Origin of the sequence: Lysinibacillus sp. NPDC056959, from assembly GCF_042674095.1 — a bacterium.
GTDB lineage: Bacteria > Bacillota > Bacilli > Bacillales_A > Planococcaceae > Lysinibacillus > Lysinibacillus zambalensis.
The window spans coordinates 91,540-110,156 of record NZ_JBHURE010000006.1 but is presented as its reverse complement, the minus strand read 5'-3'; the positions used below and the strand labels follow the sequence as shown (position 1 = coordinate 110,156).

The 18,617-nt window shown below is 35.3% G+C and carries 17 protein-coding genes; 3 read left to right on the top strand and 14 right to left on the bottom strand.

Features of this window, described 5'->3' with window-relative positions:
* Positions 1-61: 61 nt before the first annotated feature.
* A complete protein-coding gene (locus tag ACFTQ7_RS09745) occupies positions 62-2,077 on the bottom strand; it encodes a diguanylate cyclase domain-containing protein (protein ID WP_386828349.1) in 2,016 nt (671 codons plus the stop codon).
* A gap of 542 nt (positions 2,078-2,619) precedes the next feature.
* On the opposite strand from ACFTQ7_RS09745, the gene ACFTQ7_RS09740 reads away from it, so the two are divergent.
* Positions 2,620-3,168: a GNAT family N-acetyltransferase gene (locus ACFTQ7_RS09740; RefSeq protein ID WP_386828348.1), complete on the top strand. Its 549-nt coding sequence runs from the start codon at positions 2,620-2,622 to the stop codon at positions 3,166-3,168.
* A 222-nt stretch (positions 3,169-3,390) separates the two neighbouring features.
* On the opposite strand, the gene ACFTQ7_RS09735 is transcribed toward ACFTQ7_RS09740, so the two are convergent.
* On the bottom strand, positions 3,391-4,467 hold the full coding sequence (locus ACFTQ7_RS09735; protein WP_386828347.1) for an undecaprenyldiphospho-muramoylpentapeptide beta-N-acetylglucosaminyltransferase: 1,077 nt from the start codon (positions 4,465-4,467) through the stop codon (positions 3,391-3,393).
* A gap of 535 nt (positions 4,468-5,002) precedes the next feature.
* On the opposite strand from ACFTQ7_RS09735, the gene ACFTQ7_RS09730 reads away from it, so the two are divergent.
* Entirely contained in the window at positions 5,003-6,373 is a 1,371-nt protein-coding gene (locus tag ACFTQ7_RS09730; protein WP_386828346.1) for an MATE family efflux transporter, read from the top strand.
* 297 nt (positions 6,374-6,670) lie between these two features.
* Here the strand turns inward: ACFTQ7_RS09730 and ACFTQ7_RS09725 are convergent, their stop codons facing one another.
* From ACFTQ7_RS09725 to ACFTQ7_RS09705, 5 genes are all read right to left on the bottom strand, one after another.
* Positions 6,671-7,360, bottom strand: a complete 690-nt coding sequence (locus ACFTQ7_RS09725; protein WP_349657831.1) for a CAP domain-containing protein — start codon at positions 7,358-7,360, stop codon at positions 6,671-6,673.
* Between the two features lie 348 nt (positions 7,361-7,708).
* The gene (locus ACFTQ7_RS09720; RefSeq protein WP_386828513.1) at positions 7,709-8,611 is read right to left on the bottom strand and encodes a CobW family GTP-binding protein; all 903 of its coding nucleotides are present in this window, start codon (positions 8,609-8,611) and stop codon (positions 7,709-7,711) included.
* A gap of 82 nt (positions 8,612-8,693) precedes the next feature.
* On the bottom strand, positions 8,694-10,196 hold the full coding sequence (locus tag ACFTQ7_RS09715) for a lmo1851 family serine protease (RefSeq protein ID WP_386828345.1): 1,503 nt from the start codon (positions 10,194-10,196) through the stop codon (positions 8,694-8,696).
* A 503-nt stretch (positions 10,197-10,699) separates the two neighbouring features.
* Positions 10,700-10,954 (bottom strand): hypothetical protein, encoded by a 255-nt coding sequence (locus tag ACFTQ7_RS09710; protein ID WP_386828344.1) that lies wholly within the window; start codon positions 10,952-10,954, stop codon positions 10,700-10,702.
* A 321-nt stretch (positions 10,955-11,275) separates the two neighbouring features.
* A complete protein-coding gene (locus tag ACFTQ7_RS09705) occupies positions 11,276-11,599 on the bottom strand; it encodes a hypothetical protein (protein ID WP_386828343.1) in 324 nt (107 codons plus the stop codon).
* 209 nt (positions 11,600-11,808) lie between these two features.
* Here ACFTQ7_RS09705 and ACFTQ7_RS09700 point away from each other — a divergent pair, with 209 nt between their 5' ends.
* Entirely contained in the window at positions 11,809-12,063 is a 255-nt protein-coding gene (locus ACFTQ7_RS09700) for a translation initiation factor 2 (protein ID WP_386828342.1), read from the top strand.
* 26 nt (positions 12,064-12,089) lie between these two features.
* On the opposite strand, the gene ACFTQ7_RS09695 is transcribed toward ACFTQ7_RS09700, so the two are convergent.
* The 7 genes from ACFTQ7_RS09695 to ACFTQ7_RS09665 all read right to left on the bottom strand — a co-directional run bounded on the left by ACFTQ7_RS09695 (position 12,090) and on the right by ACFTQ7_RS09665 (position 18,194).
* Positions 12,090-12,830 (bottom strand): polysaccharide deacetylase family protein, encoded by a 741-nt coding sequence (locus ACFTQ7_RS09695; protein ID WP_386828341.1) that lies wholly within the window; start codon positions 12,828-12,830, stop codon positions 12,090-12,092.
* A 428-nt stretch (positions 12,831-13,258) separates the two neighbouring features.
* Positions 13,259-13,741 (bottom strand): DinB family protein, encoded by a 483-nt coding sequence (locus ACFTQ7_RS09690; RefSeq protein WP_386828340.1) that lies wholly within the window; start codon positions 13,739-13,741, stop codon positions 13,259-13,261.
* An 11-nt stretch (positions 13,742-13,752) separates the two neighbouring features.
* Positions 13,753-14,226 (bottom strand): hydroxymyristoyl-ACP dehydratase, encoded by a 474-nt coding sequence (locus tag ACFTQ7_RS09685; RefSeq protein WP_386828339.1) that lies wholly within the window; start codon positions 14,224-14,226, stop codon positions 13,753-13,755.
* A gap of 175 nt (positions 14,227-14,401) precedes the next feature.
* Positions 14,402-15,322 (bottom strand): D-alanyl-D-alanine carboxypeptidase family protein, encoded by a 921-nt coding sequence (locus ACFTQ7_RS09680; RefSeq protein ID WP_386828338.1) that lies wholly within the window; start codon positions 15,320-15,322, stop codon positions 14,402-14,404.
* A gap of 88 nt (positions 15,323-15,410) precedes the next feature.
* Positions 15,411-16,502, bottom strand: a complete 1,092-nt coding sequence (vanS, locus tag ACFTQ7_RS09675; protein ID WP_386828511.1) for a vancomycin resistance histidine kinase VanS — start codon at positions 16,500-16,502, stop codon at positions 15,411-15,413.
* Positions 16,503-16,527: 25 nt separating this feature from the next.
* Positions 16,528-17,223, bottom strand: coding sequence for a VanR-ABDEGLN family response regulator transcription factor (gene vanR, locus ACFTQ7_RS09670; RefSeq protein ID WP_386828337.1), 696 nt, complete (start codon positions 17,221-17,223; stop codon positions 16,528-16,530).
* Positions 17,224-17,432: 209 nt separating this feature from the next.
* A complete protein-coding gene (locus ACFTQ7_RS09665; RefSeq protein ID WP_386828336.1) occupies positions 17,433-18,194 on the bottom strand; it encodes a glycosyltransferase in 762 nt (253 codons plus the stop codon).
* Positions 18,195-18,617 lie beyond the last annotated feature (423 nt).

Here is an 18,617-nt window from a genome sequence, read left to right as displayed (position 1 = left end):
TACAGATGTTTTCTGTAGCGAAAGCAAAGCGGCAGCTACAATTATGCCGAGGCATAGTTGATTAAATGTCAGTAATATAGTGATTATTTTTTCCGATTTCCTTCGCTTTATATAAAGCTTGATCTGCTAATTCTAGCAATCCATTTAATGTTTGACCGTGATCCGGATAATAAGCGATACCAATGGAGGCTGTTGGAGAAAAGTAATGTTTTTCAATCGTCCAACCTTTTTTTAGTTCATGACGGATTCGATTAATAATATCCATCATTTGAGTATCCCTCGTCTCACCATCCCGAGTTAAGCCTGTTAAGACGACAACGAATTCATCGCCACCCATTCGAATCACTAAATCGTGGTTACGTACCGCGGTAATTAATACTTGACCAAACTTTCGGATAAAATCATCTCCCGTGTCATGGCCATGCTGATCATTTACAGTCTTAAAGTCATCCCCATCGATATAGAGCATAGCTAAACACTCATTATGTTCTTTTGCTTCTGCCAATATTTTTGGGAACTCCTTGCTTAAAAAACGGCGATTTGGTAATTGTGTTAATGTATCATGATAGGCTAAATATAATAGATCATTCTCTCGTTCCTTACGATGAGTAATCTCACGAGAAACCATCATAATTTGCGAAACTTTTTCGCGCTTTGGATCATGAACAACAGTTACGTTTCCTTCAGTCCAAACAGGCGTACCGTCCTTTGCCTTTAGTAGAAGCTCAAATTGTTTTTCCGTTTGACCCGAAAAATTATTTAGAAACGTTTGCCAAGCCTTCTTACTTTGTTCATCTACAATATCATTGTAAAACTGACCTTGTAATTCTGCATTTTCGTAGCCTAAATACAACTCATAAGAGGGCGAGGCATAAATAATGATACCGTCTTCGTTTGTAATGACAATTAAATCATTTGTATTTTCTGTAATTAGACGGAATGTGCGTTCAATATTTTTCAATTCCGTTAACATTCTTTTCTTGTCCGTAATATTATAGTTAATGGATAAATATTGTTCTGTCTCGCCAAATTCATTTTTCAATGGAACTACAGTTGTCTCTACCCAACAATCAGCATGGAATTTTGTACGATAGCATAGCTCCCCTCTCCAAACACTCCCCTTCCTAAGAAATTGTACTAACTCTTTAGTATCGTTACGAGGCTCGATTAATTCTAAAGAAGATTGACCTATTAGCTCTTCTGCAATGTAGCCTGTTGCATTTAAAAACAAATCATTTACTTCTAATATTTTTGCATTTTTATCTAGAACAGCAATGGAAGCTGCAGAATTGAGAGCGGCCTTAAACACCTCAAAACCATGAGATTTTGTGCGTAACTCTGCCTTTTGTTCGGTGAATTGTGTGAAATCCTGCATGATAAGAAAAATAGCAAAAGAGTTATCCCCCTGCATAACTGGGGATAGTGATACTAAATACTTGCGCTCTTTTTTATCTAGTGTATGAAGCTTAATGAGTTTTTCGCCAATATTTTTGCCCATAGCTGCTTTTTGTAAATAGTTCTGTATATTTTCCACTTCATCTTTAGGAACAATTGGTAAATCAATGAATAACTGCTGTTTAACTGTTTCAGTATCTAATTCAAAGTCTTCTGTAAAGCTGGAATTCACTTCATAAATAGTCCCTTCAGCTGATAAGATGACCGTTGAAAAGAAGGCGTGATCAAACATAGAGCGCAGAAATAAAAACTTATCTTCGATGCTACGATCATAGAGAATCTCTTTAGTTATAGCTAAAATATAGTCTTCTTTATTATGTTTAAGCGGACGAACAGATGTCTCATATTTACGAACCTCTGATTTATAATAGGCATAATCCACATAATCCACTTGACTATGCATTGCAATCGCTCGATTGTAATTTTCTTGAATTGTAGTGAAATTACGACTTTGGGTAAGGGAAGAAAGCATTTTCCCAATCGCCTCTTGTGGAAAGAAAGCTCTAGCTGCTTGATTTAAGCGAATATATTGATAATCGTCTCCCACTTTTTTCATTAAAAAGACAAAATCTTTGCCAATAAATATTTCATTAAATAAGACTTCGCTTAAAAGATATTTCATGCTGTCACCCCATAAGTCGTTAATAGTAATATAGAATTTTCATATAGTTTTTGTTCATACAAAAAAATCAATACTACTATTATAACATAATTTAAAAGAACTACCCTTCTCGAATTGGAAAATTTATATCCTTTATAGGGTAATTTTTGATATTTTACCTCTTTTGAAGAAATAATATAATCCTAAAGAAACACTATTTTATTCAAAAATTGATATTATAGACTTAATACTATACAAAATTATACATTAACAGTTTTTAACTATCTACCCGATTGCCTATTTTTCGGAATATTCTGACACGAAAACTTATTTTTTGTTTTAGCGAGGAAAATGATTGCATAAAGCAGTGTGATTGTTATATTATATTAAAAAAACTAGCCTTTTTTCGGTATGGTCGAAAAATCAGTAAGACAGCGGGAGATTATGGTTATCATAGTTTGAACGTCTAGTTCTTTGGGTTTTAATTCCAGTACGAATTTTAGTTTTCTTCTTTATGTTTTAAAGGAATTGTTTTAACTACCCTAGTAAAGGAGGCGTTTCGTATGCTTAAACATCGAGACCTACATGAATGTACAGAGCTTTATGAGCTATTATCACACCCTTCTGTATTCCCTTTTGTCCGTCAAAAAGCCACATCCGCTGATGAATATTGGTTTATGACAAAACAACTGATTGAAGAAGAAGTGAAGGGACTCGCTATTTCAAGGACAATTACTGATGATTGGGGTCAACCGATCGGCACCATTAGCATTCATGATGTGGAGGATGGTGCAGGCTTTTTAGGAACGTGGATTGGACTCCCTTATCAAGGTTTAGGTTATAACCAAAAAGCAAAAATGCTTTTTTTGAATGAACTATTTTTTGATTATAATTTCCATACGGTATTTCTCCGTATTCGAGTTGAAAATATAAAATCTCAGCGTGCAGCCTTAAAGCTACCTTATGTTGTGAGCGCAAATGAAAGTCATCCAACATTATTAGCACAAGTTAACAGAGGCGAGGCGCAATTTGATTTATTTAAAATTCCAAAAGACTTGTTCTATCTTACAACTGCCAATCAAATGGCAGAAGGCGAAGAACAAGCGATGTAATTTCATAATGCGAAACTATAATCAGCGTGGGTTTACTTCAGCCCTCGCTGATTATTTGTCTTTACCAGTCTTTCCTTTCGATAAAGATTAATCTGCCCGTTCATCCCGGATAAAAATAAGCTATGTGCTCCGTCTTCATGACAGACACATAGCTTATTTTTTAGCTTTGTTTCATTTTATTACTGTAATTGTGTTTTAGTTAAACACTGTGATAACGAAAAACTACTTTTTATATTGTAAAATCAATTTCGCCATTTCTTCAGGGGTTTTCGGTCTTTGTGTTTTTTCCATCGTTGAAACCATTTCTGCTTTGCGCTCTGTTAACACATGAACTGATTTTTTAAACGATTCCTTTGTTAACTCTTCCTCTTGTAACACTTCTGCATAGCCCTGTCTTTTAAATAAGTTTGCATTTAATATTTGGTCACCACGACTTTTTTGTGCAGATAACGGCACTAGCAACATCGGCTTGTGCAGTGCTAAAAATTCAAAAATCGAATTGGAGCCAGCACGTGAGACGATAAAGTCTGCAGCGTGTAATAGATCCGGTAATTCCGTTGTCACATATTCAAACTGTTTATACCCAGACATTGATTCAAATGATTCATCGTAATTCCCTTTACCGCACAAATGAATGATTTGAAACCGCTTCACAAGCTCTGGTAAATTTTGACGAAGTGCATCATTCAAGACAACTGACCCTAGACTGCCTCCCATCACAAGAAGAACAGGTTTTAATGTCGTAAAGCCACAAAGAGATAACCCTTTCGCTCGATCTCCCATAAATAACTCTTCGCGAATAATGGAGCCTGTGCACGTTGCCTTTTCTTTCGGCAGATGCTGTAATGTTTCCTCAAAAATAGTAAAGATGTGTGATGCAAATGGTAGCGCAATTTTATTGGCTAAGCCAGGTGTAACATCTGATTCATGAATGACTACTGGAACACCAGCAAATTTCGCAGCCATGACAACAGGTACAGAAACAAATCCGCCCTTAGAAAAAATGACTTGTGGTTTCACTTTTTTAATTATACGAAAAGCCTGCATCATTCCAGCAAGCACTTTAAATGGATCAGTAAAATTTTTCATCGAGAAATAACGGCGCAATTTCCCACTTGAAATACCGTAAAACGGAACATTAGGAAACGCCTCGCCTATTAATTCTTTCTCAATGCCTTGGTCTGAGCCAATATAATGGACATCATAACCTAGTTCTTGTAAAGATGGGAGTATCGCTTGATTGAGCGATACGTGACCAGCTGTCCCTCCACCGGTTAAAATGATTGATTGTTGATTCACATTAATTCTCCTATTCCATCAATTATGCGCCGGCATAATTGTTGCTGTCGCTTCGCTTTCGCACAGATAAACAATGCGTCCGAAATCGGCTTTGTGTTGACAAAGAACTCCTTTCCGATTCCGTGACATCCGCCGGAGGCTTTGGGCCAACACGATGTTGGTCACTCAGTCGTTGCCACAGGACGTGGCGTTTTTAGACTGAGTTCCTTCTTTCAGTGGATGTTTGGACACGCACTAAAACGTAACTTAAATTCTTATTCATCTCGTCACCTATATAGGTGGTGACTTTCGCTGAAAGAAGGTAAAAGCCATTGTAACCATAATACTTTTGTATACAGTCTTTTATTTTACTATATGCGAACGAAAAGATACAGATGAAGCTTTAAACTTCTTTCAGCTGGTGTCCAATCACTTGCTGAAAGAACGGAACTCAGTCTGATGCAATTATGCCGAGGCTTAATTGATTTTTTCATCTTTACTCTTTTTTAGTATGCTATACTAATTTAATTATGATAATAAAGGAAGATTATTCACTATGAATCAAACAACTACGTTAAAAGAAAAATATGCATTAATCTTAAAAATTATCGTACCTATTTTAGTATCGCAAGTAGCTATTTATCTTATTTCTTTCTTCGATATTTTAATGTCAAGTCGGTACGGTACCACCGATCTAGCTGGAGTGTCAATCGGCTCCTCTATTTGGATGCCTATTTATATAGGGCTATCTGGAATTCTCCTTGCGATCACACCTATTGTCTCACAGCTTGTTGGAGCTAAAAATGAGTTTGCAGCTAAAAGAGCTGTTCAACAAGGCATCTATGTAGCCATCGTTCTTGCAGCACTTATTTTTATTTTATTAATAGTCGGTATAGATTGGATTCTTGGCAAGATGGATTTAGAAGCCTCTGTACATTCTATTGCTAAATCTTATATTCAATCGATGTGTGCTGGACTTATACCACTATTTTTATTTTTTGTCATGCGCTGTTTTATCGATGCGCTTGGACAAACTCGCGTTACAATGATTATTACATTACTTACAACACCTATTAATATTGCGTTGAATTATATTTTCATTTTCGGCAAATTTGGTGCACCTGAGCTTGGCGGAGTAGGCGCCGGTGTTGCAACAGCGATTACATACTGGCTTGTTTTCCTGATTACAGTTTGGATTATTGATAAACGTAAGCCTTTTGAACGTTTCCACCTATTTAATGACTGGCCCAAATTAGAATGGCTTCGTTGGAAGGAAATTTTAATCATTGGCGTGCCAATCGGAATATCCTTATTTGCAGAAACGAGTATTTTTTCTGCTGTCACTATGATGATGAGTAGCTTCAGTACAGAAATCATCGCAGCTCATCAAATAGCATTAAATTTCACTAGTTTGTTGTATATGGTACCGCTTAGCATTTCGATGGGTGTAACGATATTTGTAGGGTTTGAAATTGGTGCTGGACGTATGCGCGATGCTAGACTCTATAGCTATTTGTGTGTCGGGACCGCGATTTTATTTAGCTTTGTTTCAGCTTGTATTCTTTTTATCCTTCGCGAACCTATTGCAAATATGTATACAACTGATGGAAAAGTGCTAGAGTATGCCGTTCATTTTTTAATATTCGCAGCTATTTTCCAGCTATCTGATGCTATCCAAGCGCCTGTACAAGGAGCTTTAAGAGGGTACAAGGATGTTACAGTAACATTTATTATGGCCATCATTTCGTATTGGGTGATCGGCTTACCTGTCGGTTATGTACTGGCCACTCATACAGACTTCGGGCCGTTTGGTTACTGGATTGGACTAGTAGCAGGTCTGACTACAGGCGCGATTACTTTATTAATACGTTTATTACTTGTTCAAAAAAGATTTACAAATACGACCAAAACAACAATAGCAAACTAGACTTCGCTCTAGTTTGCTTTTTTACTTATAGAAGTAACAAACCTATGAAAGCCACCCATATTCCCTATTCTATGTATTATAAAAAATTCTCTATCTCCTAATACAATTCCTCGCGCTTCGCTTTCGCGCAAAAATCATCTGTTGCCCCGAAGCTTCCAGAAAAGAGCCCAGCCGGAAAGGAAATCAACCCTCGTTTTTCCAAAGAACCTTGCATTTTCGCATTAAAAAAATGTCCACTAAGCTTTTTACAACTTAGTGGACATCCTATTATTCAATGTAGCTATTCAATTTATACGATTATTTTTGGATAAATTGTTGAGTCCAGTAGTTACCTGATTTCACATAGCCAACACCAATATGCGTAAATTTCTCATTTAAAATATTCGCACGGTGACCCGGAGAATCCATCCAAGCTTGTACTACTTCTTGAGGTGTACGTTGACCTTGTGCAATATTTTCTCCTGCACTCTTATACGTAATACCTAAAGCTTTCATACGATCAAAAGGTGAACCAAATGTTGGGCTTGTATGTGAAAAATATTTTTTAGATTGCATATCTTGTGATTTTTCACGAGCAGCTGCCATCAATTTATCATCCGTTTTAAATGGTGCTAAACCAGCTTTTGTACGTTCAGCATTCGTTAATTTTACAACCTCTTGTTCAAAAGCATTCACATCTGAAGTAGATGTTGATGGTTTTGTTTGAGATGGTGTAGTAGTTGTATTATCTTTTTGAGTCGTTTGTGTATTGTTATTTGTTGTTTGATTATTTTCTGGTACTTGTACTTCTTTTGATGGTGCTTGTGTTTGTGGTTGTTTAACTACCCATTTTTGATTTGACCACTGATTTGACCATTTATAAGAATAAACAACTTTATTACAGTCTGTAGTTGTGTTCCCCTCTGTAGTATTTTCTGCAGCGGAAGCCATTTGAATTGGAGCTGCTAATAAAAATGTTGCACAAATTGCAGTTAGTGTTTTTTTCATTTTTGCAATTCCTCCTTCTATGCAAACAATCGTAAAGTACGATTTTAATAAATTTCTTACCAGCATCTTCTAGCAACACCATCCAAGAAATAGATTCGCGTTAAATAGAGGGTTATTGGCTTTAATTTTTAGCAGGTTTCACCAGCCTATGAAATACTTACGTTTTAAATAGGGTTGACACTTCTTAAAAACTATTAAGTATTTTCAATATTCAAATAGATTTTCGTGCGCATTCACACAAAAAAACTGCCAAAATTTCTACTTTGAGAAAGACGAAACGAACAAAACTTTCGTCTGACAAGTAGAATTTGGCAGCTTTAGGATTTCTATTTTAACTAGCTTTAGCGTTTACTCAATACCAATGACGTTTAATCCGCTTACATCTTCACCAATGATCACGAGTTTTGCAGGCATTTTTACATACTCTGGAAGCCATTGGACCATTCCATATGCATATTGAAACAGCATAGGATTTTTTACACCTTCAATTGGCACGTATCCTTTCATTCGATACACAGTTTCAGGCAATGTACGTACCCAATCCTCAAATTGTTCTTGTGTAAAGTTAACGTCTTTAAATTCAACTAATCGTGAACCTAGATGCATCGATGCTATAGGAGCTTTCACAATATCTTCTTTATCCACCTGAGCTGTTGCCTTTAAATCTTCTAATAAACGTAATGGCACGCGTCCATTTGTAGTTTGCAAAATAAAGGCATGTGGATTAAAGCCTTGTAGCTCATAAACAACTTGTGCCTGCTCAGCTTCTGTTAGTAGATCCGTTTTATTGGCCAGTAATAAATGTGCGTGACGGATTTGTTCCATAAATAAAGAGCGCACTTGCGGAGTTAATGTTTCTCGGTTCAACCACAGCTTCGAATCAGCAACTGTGACAATGCCTTTGACATTTAGCTTTTCTGCAAATAACGGTGAGTAAACAGCGTCTAATGCTTCCACAGGATGTGCTGCACCTGTTGTTTCAATGATCAGGACATCAAAGTCACTATCTAATAGAAGAGATTGAATTTGCGCCTCTGTTTTTTCGGCACCAGAGCAGCAAATACAGCCCTCTAGCATTTCCTTTAACGGAATATCCTTTTCCACAGCCTGTGAGTCAAATGGTAGCTTTCCAAGCTCATTCATAATGACAGCTGGCTTTAAATTCTTTTCCTTAAGTTGTCGAATAACATCAGTTAACATGGATGTTTTTCCACTACCTAAAAAACCACTAAATAAATATACGTCCTTCATCATTTTTTCCTCCTATTAAAAAAGCTGTCGCTAGAGGCCATTAGAGACGCCTACTGCGACAGCTACTTTGTTAGTTTGTAATTTACTCAGTTTTTGCTGGTGTACCAGTTAGAAGTTCTTTTGCTTTTAACAATTGAGGATCTTCTGCTTTTATTTTAGCACGTAACGCATCCATTAAAGCATACGTTGTATCGCCAGTTAAAACACCAGTTTCTTCAAAACCATTTGCAGCTTGCAGTTTTTTCACTGCACTTTCTGTATTTTGTTCAAAAATACCGTCTGCATTTCCAGGCTCATATCCTAGAACTTCTAGCATCTCTTGTGCCGCTTTTACAGAGTTAGATTGCACACCCATTTTCATTTCCATAGTTGGATCTAAGTATGGTAATGATGCATAAGGTGGGTATGACACTTTTACATCTGGCGCTATGCCTTTTTCGTTAATCCAGTTACCATTTGGTGTTAACCATTTTCCTGTTGTGAATTTAAGGTTAGAGCCATCTTTTAATGGTGCGACATTTTGCACTGTACCTTTACCAAACGATGTTTCTCCAACAATTTTAGCACCAACAGATTCTTTTAATGCACCAGCTAAAATTTCAGAAGCAGAAGCACTGCCGCTATCGACAAGTACTGTCACTGGAACATTATATTTTTTACCAGAAACAGCTGATGTAATTTTCGGCTCCTCGTCTTTTTGTTGCACTTGTACAATCGCTTTACCTTCTGGAACGAATAAATTCGAAATCTCTACTGCAGCATCTAGGTAGCCGCCAGGATTTTGACGTAAATCTAATACGATGCCTTTTGCTTTACCTTCGTAATCCGCAAGAATCTTCTCAAATTCTTTTGCAGTATTTTCACTAAATGACGTGATTTGAATATGGGCAATGTCCCCTTCAAGCATTTCACCGTAAACCGTTTCAACCGGAATTTCGTCACGGACAATCGTCATATTAATAGGCTCAGCATTTGTTCCACGTTTCACGGTTAATTTTACAGGCGTTCCCTTTTCGCCGCGAATACGCGCTACCGCTTCAGAAGCAGTAAATCCTTGCATGCTTTTTCCATCCACAGTTAAGATAATATCTTGTGGTAATAACCCCGCTTTTTCAGCAGGTGAGTTTTTAATAGGTGACACAACAGTAATATAACCGTTACGTTCTTGAATTTCCGCCCCAATTCCTTGGAAACTAGAAGACAGTCCAGACTGAAATTGTTCTGCTTCGTCCTTCACCATAAAATCAGAATACGGATCATCTAATGCGTCGAACATACCGTTAATAGCGCCGTCGACCACTTTTACATCATCGATATCTTTGTAATACTTATTTTTAAGTAAATCATAGGCTTCATATAATTTTGTGAATTCTGCACGCCCACTCGGTACTTTCACTTCAACTACTTTCTTTTCACCGAATGTTAACGCAAAGATCGTTAAGCCTGCAGTAATAAGAATTGTAAAGAACATCAACATGATAAATTTAAACGGTTTCATTTGTACAAATCGTACTGCTGGCTTTATTTCAGCAGGGGATGTTTGTTCTGGCTGCTGTTCTACACTATCTTTTTTCTGTTCATCCATCTTGATTGTCACCACTCTCATATACACTAACTTGTTGTCACACTATTACCATCTTAACAGGTTATAGAGAAGACGAAAAGAAAAAGACTGTCAAAATTTCATGACAAATCTTGTCCCACAACAATCTTCCTAAAATCCATCATTTCTAATCACTTTATTATAAGCTCTTTATTCTATGTAGGTCATATTATTTGTAGCCTTTGTAAAAGTAAAGATGTCTCAGAAGTTCTTTATAAAGACACTCCAGTTATCTGCTAAGTTGTAGGTATATAATGGTACTGATTTTCTATTTTACTCATTTCTTCGAAGCAGTCAACTAATATCCTCATAGAATATTAGAAAATACATGTCCACTTATGCATGTTCCTATCATTTGCGTTGTTGTTATGACGTAAGTTCTCTTAATCTTTTTATCACCGAATGTATTGTTAACCTATGAAAAGTAAGAAGCTGGCCTTTATAAATGACAGAAAAAATACCATACGGGGTTGGCGCCAGTTCCATCAGCGCTGCTCTACCTTTGAGATCAATAGTTCCACTGGTATATTCAATGTATTTGCACCAGCTATAATATTTTCTGTTGCAATTTCGACATATGGACATTGGAATGAACGTAAAATTGTCAAATTGTTAAATTTTTTTACTCGTTCTTCCCAATCATTCGGAAAATATGGTTGTTCCGCTTCACTGCTCAAAGAGTAAACAAGTAATTCAAAATCATATGGTGCCGTATCAATAAGTTGAAAATTGTTTTTCAAAAAAATTTCTTTACTTGGCGCCCAAGACGTTGTTGAATTCGTAATAACAACAACACCTTTTTTTGCAAGTTTTTTTGCATCTTCTAAACATTTATTGAATCAATTATGTCTCGGCATAATTGCGTCCGGAATCGGCTTTGTGCTTAGGCCTGCACGATGCAGGTCAGTTCGCCGTTATCGCATGGATGCGATGATCTTAGGCTAACATCCCCTAAGCAATCCTTTCCGATTTCCGTGACATCCGCCGGAGGCTTTAACTTCTTTCAGCGGCTGTTTGGACACTCGCTGAAAAGTAACTGAAACCCGCATTTATTTCACCACCTATAGAGGAGGAAGACTTTTGCTGAAAGAAGTTAATCGAGCACCGTATCCTTTTCCAACTTCACTTACCCATAAACAATGGATGACTACATAACCATCAGCATGAACCACTCTAGATGAATTTTCTGCTTCTGTATATTCAATAAACCCTACTTGTTTTTTATTGGCGGTTACTTGAACATATTTCAAGCCTTCTTCAAATCGATTATTCAGCCATTTATTCTTAATTATATAGCCATTTGATTTTTTCTTACTTCTAAGAAAATAGCTCCCAATTCCTTCTAAAAGCTTAGCATTAATTTCCACCAATTCAACCTTGCCCAATGCCAATCACCCCCTAATCATTATGGTAATTATACCCTATTAAGGTGTTTAAAGTACGCATAGGAACATAAAATCAGGCTAATTTTTTTTAGCCTGATTTCGACAAAAGGAAGAAATTTAATATGTTTATGTGCTTTACATAGGACTACTCATTGTCGATATTTCATACAAATGAGTAATGATTTGAACTATTTAAGGAGGGTTTAATATTGAATAAGAATACATTTAAAAATCAATCTACTGATTCACTGGATATTTTTGCTGCTAAGCTCACCTACATCGGAGCCTCTATTTCTACATTAGGTGATGGCATACAGGCAGTTGCAGCAGGTCTTGCCTTAGAAGCATTACAAAATTCCAAAAATGACAATACAAATGATCAGGTAAAACAAAGTGCAAACATGAAAGAACAAATCGATTATTTAATTTCTGAGTTACAGCAAATTAAAAAAATTTTAAAATAACATAATGCTTCAATCATTACGGATACTTATTTGTTTGTGCTTTTTTTACTCTGCTCATCGAGTAATTCAGAAACTGTGACAAATCGATATCCTTGATTTTCAAGTTCAGCTAATATTTTTCCCATCGCTTTCACAGTTTGATGGCGATTGCCGCCTCCATCATGAAAAAGAATGATATTACCTTCTTTAACACCATTTAACACAGTATTCACAATTCTATTCGTTCCTGGACTTTTCCAATCTAATGTATCTAAATGCCACGACCACATCACCACTTTATATCCTTCTTTTGCAATCGCTTCAATCATTGCATCTGAATACTGGCCTTCAACAGGTCGGAACAAAGTAGGTTTAGTTCCAGTGATGTTCTGAATAGTGTCATCTGTTTGTTTTATCTCCTTAAGTAAATTCGGGACATTTGTCCTTAAGGGATGCGTAAATGTATGGTTAGCTAGTTCATGGCCTTCTTTATACATTCTTGCTACCACCTCAGGATTTTTTTGTGCATTTTGGCCAACAATAAAAAAAGTTGCTTTCGCATTGTATTTTGATAATAAGTCTAAAATCTCAGATGTGTACTTTCGATGTGGCCCATCATCAAAGGTTAGAGCAACAATTTTTTCTTCCGTTTTGATCTCCCAAACAATTTGTCCTGCTTCTTCATAATACTTTCTTCCTTTGTTTTCATATGTTGCTGCGCCAACTTTTAGATAAAAAAAGGAGACCGTTAAAAGACAAACAGGTATTAAAAACCACAATTTTTTCAAATCTTCACTTCCTCAACTAAAAATATTTAGACTTATTATTTGAGGAATGATAAAAAAAATGCTCTTTTTTAATTTTTTGTTGGTGTATATTTGAAGCTAAAACTGATTGAAGTTAGAAGTTCCTTTTAAGGATTGTTAAATACATTTTTCGCCAATCGATTACGGCGAAGTGTTAAAAAGCTTTGTGCGAAAGTGTAGTGGTAACGTAGCGACAGCAATGTGTTTTTGTCTCAGTGCGAAACCGTTGTTGTTGTTGCTGTCGCTTCGCTTTCGCACAGATAAAACCGTGTTGCTGACGCTTCGCTTTCGCACAGGTAAAACAGTGTTGCTGACGCTTCGCTTTCGCACAGATAAAACCGGCGAAAGCGAAGCGTCAGCACAGTTAAATTGCCACAAGGTGTGGCGTTCTTAGACTGAGTCCCTCTTTTTCAGTGAGTGTTTGGAAACCCGCTAAAAGAAGTTAAAATCTGTTTTTTTATATGATGTTCCATATGTTCTAAGTAGTCTTGGATAAGCCACTGTAAGGTCATGAGTTCATTAGGTTCATTACTTCCAATATCACATTGAAGGATTAGTTTTTCATTGGGGATATTTTTAATAACATTTAGTATTTTTTTATTTAAGCTCACCCATAAATCCAATATTTCATCAATTGGTAACTCTTGATACCCTTGGATTTTTACCCATTCAACTTGATTATATGGAGTTAGTACAAATGGTTCCTCTTCGTATTGTATTTTAATGAACCTTTGCAGATTATTAATGGCAGAGTCACATAAATGCCCTAACACCTCTTTTTTCGACCATTTTTGAGGCGCTGGTCGCTGTAAAATCTCTAATTCAGACATTTGCCGGAACTCTATTGGCACTTTATTTATCCAACAAGTTAATTGATCAATAATATTTTGCATAATTCCCACCCCTACTTATAAAAGCTTAAATAATAATCGATTAATTTAATGACTTCGTATATCCTTTTATATTCTTTTTCTATTTTATAAGAAATAAACAATACTGCTACATTAAAACTTAATACTGCAAGAGCAACTATTTGGACAAATGAGATTCCAATCATCAACTTTGTATTAATGGCAGAGGCAATGATTGTAATTAACGATAATAGCACACCACATAATGTAATAAAAATCGGCTTTGATCTAATAATTTCATTTGCTTGCAATTTCAAAACATCTAGTAAATATTGAATTTCTTTCAATGTATACTTTTGATCAAAAATCACGAAATATGACATATAAACATCGTTTGCTATATTTTCATTTAGAATATTTTTATGGATTTTTTTCACTAATCGATCACAAAAATCTTTATCTAATGCTTTTTTAGGTATGAATAGTTCCTCTTTATTTTCAAAAACATTTGTGCCGGGATGCTTCAAACCCCTCATCCTCTCATACTGGTTTACCAGATTTAATGACCTTATTTAAAATAGAAAACATGTTTATAGTCACCCAAATCTTTCAGATAATTAAAGTATATGAAAGGACGGAAAGGTTGTATGTTATTTTCGACAAAATTTTATAGTATTCTGATTAACATTTATACAGTCTTAATTAGTTTAGTTGTCGATAGACAGCTAATGCATCTGTAATATTGAATTGCTCTGTTCGTGAGTCACCTTTAGCACCTACTGTTACTAAAATATACTCCTCGCCATTAATCGTTGCTAGACTTGCTAAACATAAGCCTGCTTGCACTGTGTAGCCAGTTTTGCCACCAATTATTTCTCCTCTCATATTTTCATTTACATTCAAATTTTTAAACATTCGACTCGTCAGCGTCATTCCCTCTGGATGGAGATTCGTTGACTTTATTGAGTATCTTTCAGCCGTATAAATATCCCTAAAGGTGTTATTGGTTAAAGCATATTGTAAAAGTATCGAAATATCTTTCACACTCGTATAATGATCGGGATGATGGAGTCCTGTAGCATTCATAAAATGTGTATTTTTCATTCCTAGCTGTTTAGCTTTTTCGTTCATTAACTTTACAAATTTACTCTCCGACCCAGCAATATAATCGGCTAAACCAATAGAAGCATCTGCACCAGAAGGTAGCATTGAACCATAAAGTAAATCCTCTGCTGTTACCTCTTCATTAGGAAGAAAGCCTGCCATAGAGGCATTTCCTTCATACAAATTCTTAAATATACTTTTAGGAAGCAAAATCTTTTCCTGTAAATTCGGGATATTTTCAATAGCAACTAAAACCGTCATGATCTTCGTCAAAGAAGCAGGGTAAATAATTTCATCACTACCTTTGTCCAATAATATCTTATTTGTGTCTAAATTCACTAAAATAGCATTTGAGCTATGTAAATTTACATCAAGATTTATTTCACTTTTATTTGGTATATCCAGCTGAAGATTATCAATTATTTCTGACTTTGAATCTTGGAATTCGTTTACAAACATGTACATCAAAATAACAAAAATCATTAATATTAGGCTATAAAATCTGTTTCTTTTAAACATAAAAACAACTCCTTCTCTCTATGCCTTTATTGAAACATATAAGAAGGAGCTCTTTTTTAATAATCTATTATAGAATTCTTAAGATTTCTTAAGAAAGTGTTGGAAGCATTACAGTGAAAACTGTTTTTTCATCATTACTTGAAGCTGATATCGTTCCTCCATGAGCATGGACTATTTCATTAGCAATTGCAAGACCAAGACCTGCCCCACCTGATTGAGTCGATCTAGAAGAATCTAAACGATAAAATTTTTCAAAAATCATCATTAATTTTTCTGGCGGAATTGTTTTCCCCTTATTTGTAAATGAAATAAATGTTTGGTCATTTTGATGGTGTGCGCTAATATGAATTATACTGTTGTCATCGCTATATGCTATGGCATTTTTAAAAATATTATTAAATACCCTCGCTAATTTATTAGCATCCGCAAAAACCTTCATTTCTCCCTCGATATTCACAATTGCTTGCTGTCCTTTAGGGGCCAATAAGGGATAAAATTCATCTGCCAATTGCATTAACATGTAATTTATATTAATGGATTCTTTATCTAGAATAATGGACTGTAAGTTAAATCTAGTGATTTCAAAAAATTCATTAATCAACTGCTCTAGCCTATATGATTTTTCTAATGAAATCTTCACATACTTTTCTTTTTGGTCTACAGGCATGTCCTTTGCCTCATCCAACAGACTTAAGTAACCAATCATAGATGTCAGTGGTGTTTTAATATCATGGGCTAAGTAAACTACAAGATCATTTTTGCGCTGTTCAGCCTCCTGTGCATCCTTTGCCCGTTTTTCTAATTTATTTTTAGCATCATTTAATTTTTTCTCCATAAAATCTAACTCAGAAGGAAGACTTATTTCCTGATTTGATTCCTCCGAAAGCATATTAACACCTATGGCAATTTGGTTAAAATACTTCGTAAACCGAGAAAGTGCAAAATAAAAAATTACTAATAGCAAAATAATTAAGCCTATCGCTAACCAAAGAGATTTATTTTGTCGAAATAATATTCCATAAGCTCTCTGTGCCGAATAATAGTCAAGCTGTAGCACGTTTTCGCAAAATCGAATAAACCAATCAGCGAAAGCGGCTTGTAAGACACCATCAATAAATACATAGCTTATGAAATAGCCTACCAACAATGTGATTACTAAAATCAACAAAATTTGAAGCATGATAGTTCTTTTTAGTTTCCCAAAGTCATTTTTCAATAGTATACCCCACTCCCCAGACAGTTTTTATGAATTTAGGGTTCTCTGCGGAATCATTCATCTTTTCTCGTAAATGCCTAATGTGAACCATTACCGTATTGTTACTACTATAATATTTCTCCCCCCATACTTCTTGAAATAATTCTTCTGATGAAATGACTCGCCCTCGATTTACACATAAAAACCACAATATGGAGAACTCTGTAGGAGTAAGAGATAGTTGTTTTTCATTTAACATACATTTTCGAGTCTTTTGCTCTAAAATTAAGCCTGAAAAATCAATAGTCGGGTCATTTTGTAATGATTCCTGATGATTGTACTTTGTAAATCTGCGAATTTGAGCCTTAACCCTTGCAATAACCTCCAATGGACGAAATGGTTTAGTTATGTAGTCATCAGCCCCTAATGTAAGCCCCGTTATTTTATCTATTTCCTCTTCCTTCGCTGTTAACATAATCACCGGAAAATGAAATTGTTCCCGAATTCTTCGGCAAATTTCAAAACCATCGATTTCAGGCATCATTATGTCAAGAATAGCAAGATCCAATTTGATCGAGTGTATACACGCTAACGCTTCATGTGCATCGTAAAATTTATAAACATTAAAATTTTCATTTTTTAAATAAAGTTCAATTAAATCCGCAATTTCCTTTTCATCATCAACTACAAGAATATTTATATCCATGCTCATAACCACCTTTATTCAAATAACTTCATCTTTGTTTAAAACATTGATTTAAATCATCCAACATCATATCATTCCGTTAAACTTACTGTCATGCAAAGTCTTAATATTTAAGAAAATCTAAAGAATTACACATAAAAAAACCACTCGTTTACAACGAAGTGGTCTAAAAAATTTTCATGCCGAAATTACACATTAAGGAGGTATCATTACCTTGTTTGATCATCATAATAGGCTTCATTTGCAGCCTTTTTATTCGTACCTTTGAGATAAGCAAAAACTATATCTGGACGTTTCAGTAACATCCAGTCGCCATGATGGTCAAATCGTCTACAAGAAGTTATCATCCCATTTTTAATTGTTCCGTATTTTTTTCCGTTCTTCTTGCCCCATACTTTTAAACGCTTAGCAAAATCAGCATCCTCTGCCATTAGCATATTCTCATTAAAACCGTTTACTTCCTGAAAGTCTTTTTTATAGCACCAAAAGATTCCCACAGAGATAACTCCGTACTTGAAAAGTAAAGGAACAATTAGCACCAAGCTAGAAACAACGATACCTAAGGACATTCTTTCAAAATTACCATTCACGCCTCCTCCAATGTATTGATTAGATGCTAAATGCTTTTCAACTTCAGATAATAAGTGTTCTGTCATTCGAGTATCAGCATCAATTGTAATAAGAATTTCACCTTTTGCTAACGTAGCCCCAGCATTTCTAATTTTGGATAAGTTTTTATCGTTATTTTCCAATGTCACGCAATTGTAGGACTGTGCAATTTCTTTCGTTTTATCCGTACAACGATTTAGCACTACGATAACTTCAATTTGATCTTTATAGGGTTGTGCAGACTTTGCAATAGACTCTAAACACGCACCGATATATTTTTCTTCATTATGAGCAGGTATGATAACAGAAAATTTCACATTTTCATCAGGAACATCTTTAATAAATGGTGTACTTAACGACATATAAAATCTCCCCTTCATAATTAGTTCTCATTATTTTAATTTAAGTATACAATTTTCCTTTCCCCTTAAATATTTCATTTTTGGATTTTTATGTCTATTTTGTAGCTGGATGAATTAAATTCCTCTTTAGATATCAAAAGAACTTTGCAGACCTTGTTTCTGACATTGTTAAATCGCGCCGCTTAGGCTTATTTCTAAAGAAAGGCGGACTACCTCGATCAGTGACTTTGGCTTGTTAGTATTAAAAACCTAATTGTTGGATAGTTGGTTGTTGTGCTAGCCACTAGAGCTTCTCTTTTTTGATCTGCTTGAGATGAATTACAGGTATATTTGTGAGGATGATCAATTCCATGCTACAAATGCTATAAAAAGAGCTAATGGATAGTTCATGTAATCACTTGCATTTAAAAGTCATTCATTTAC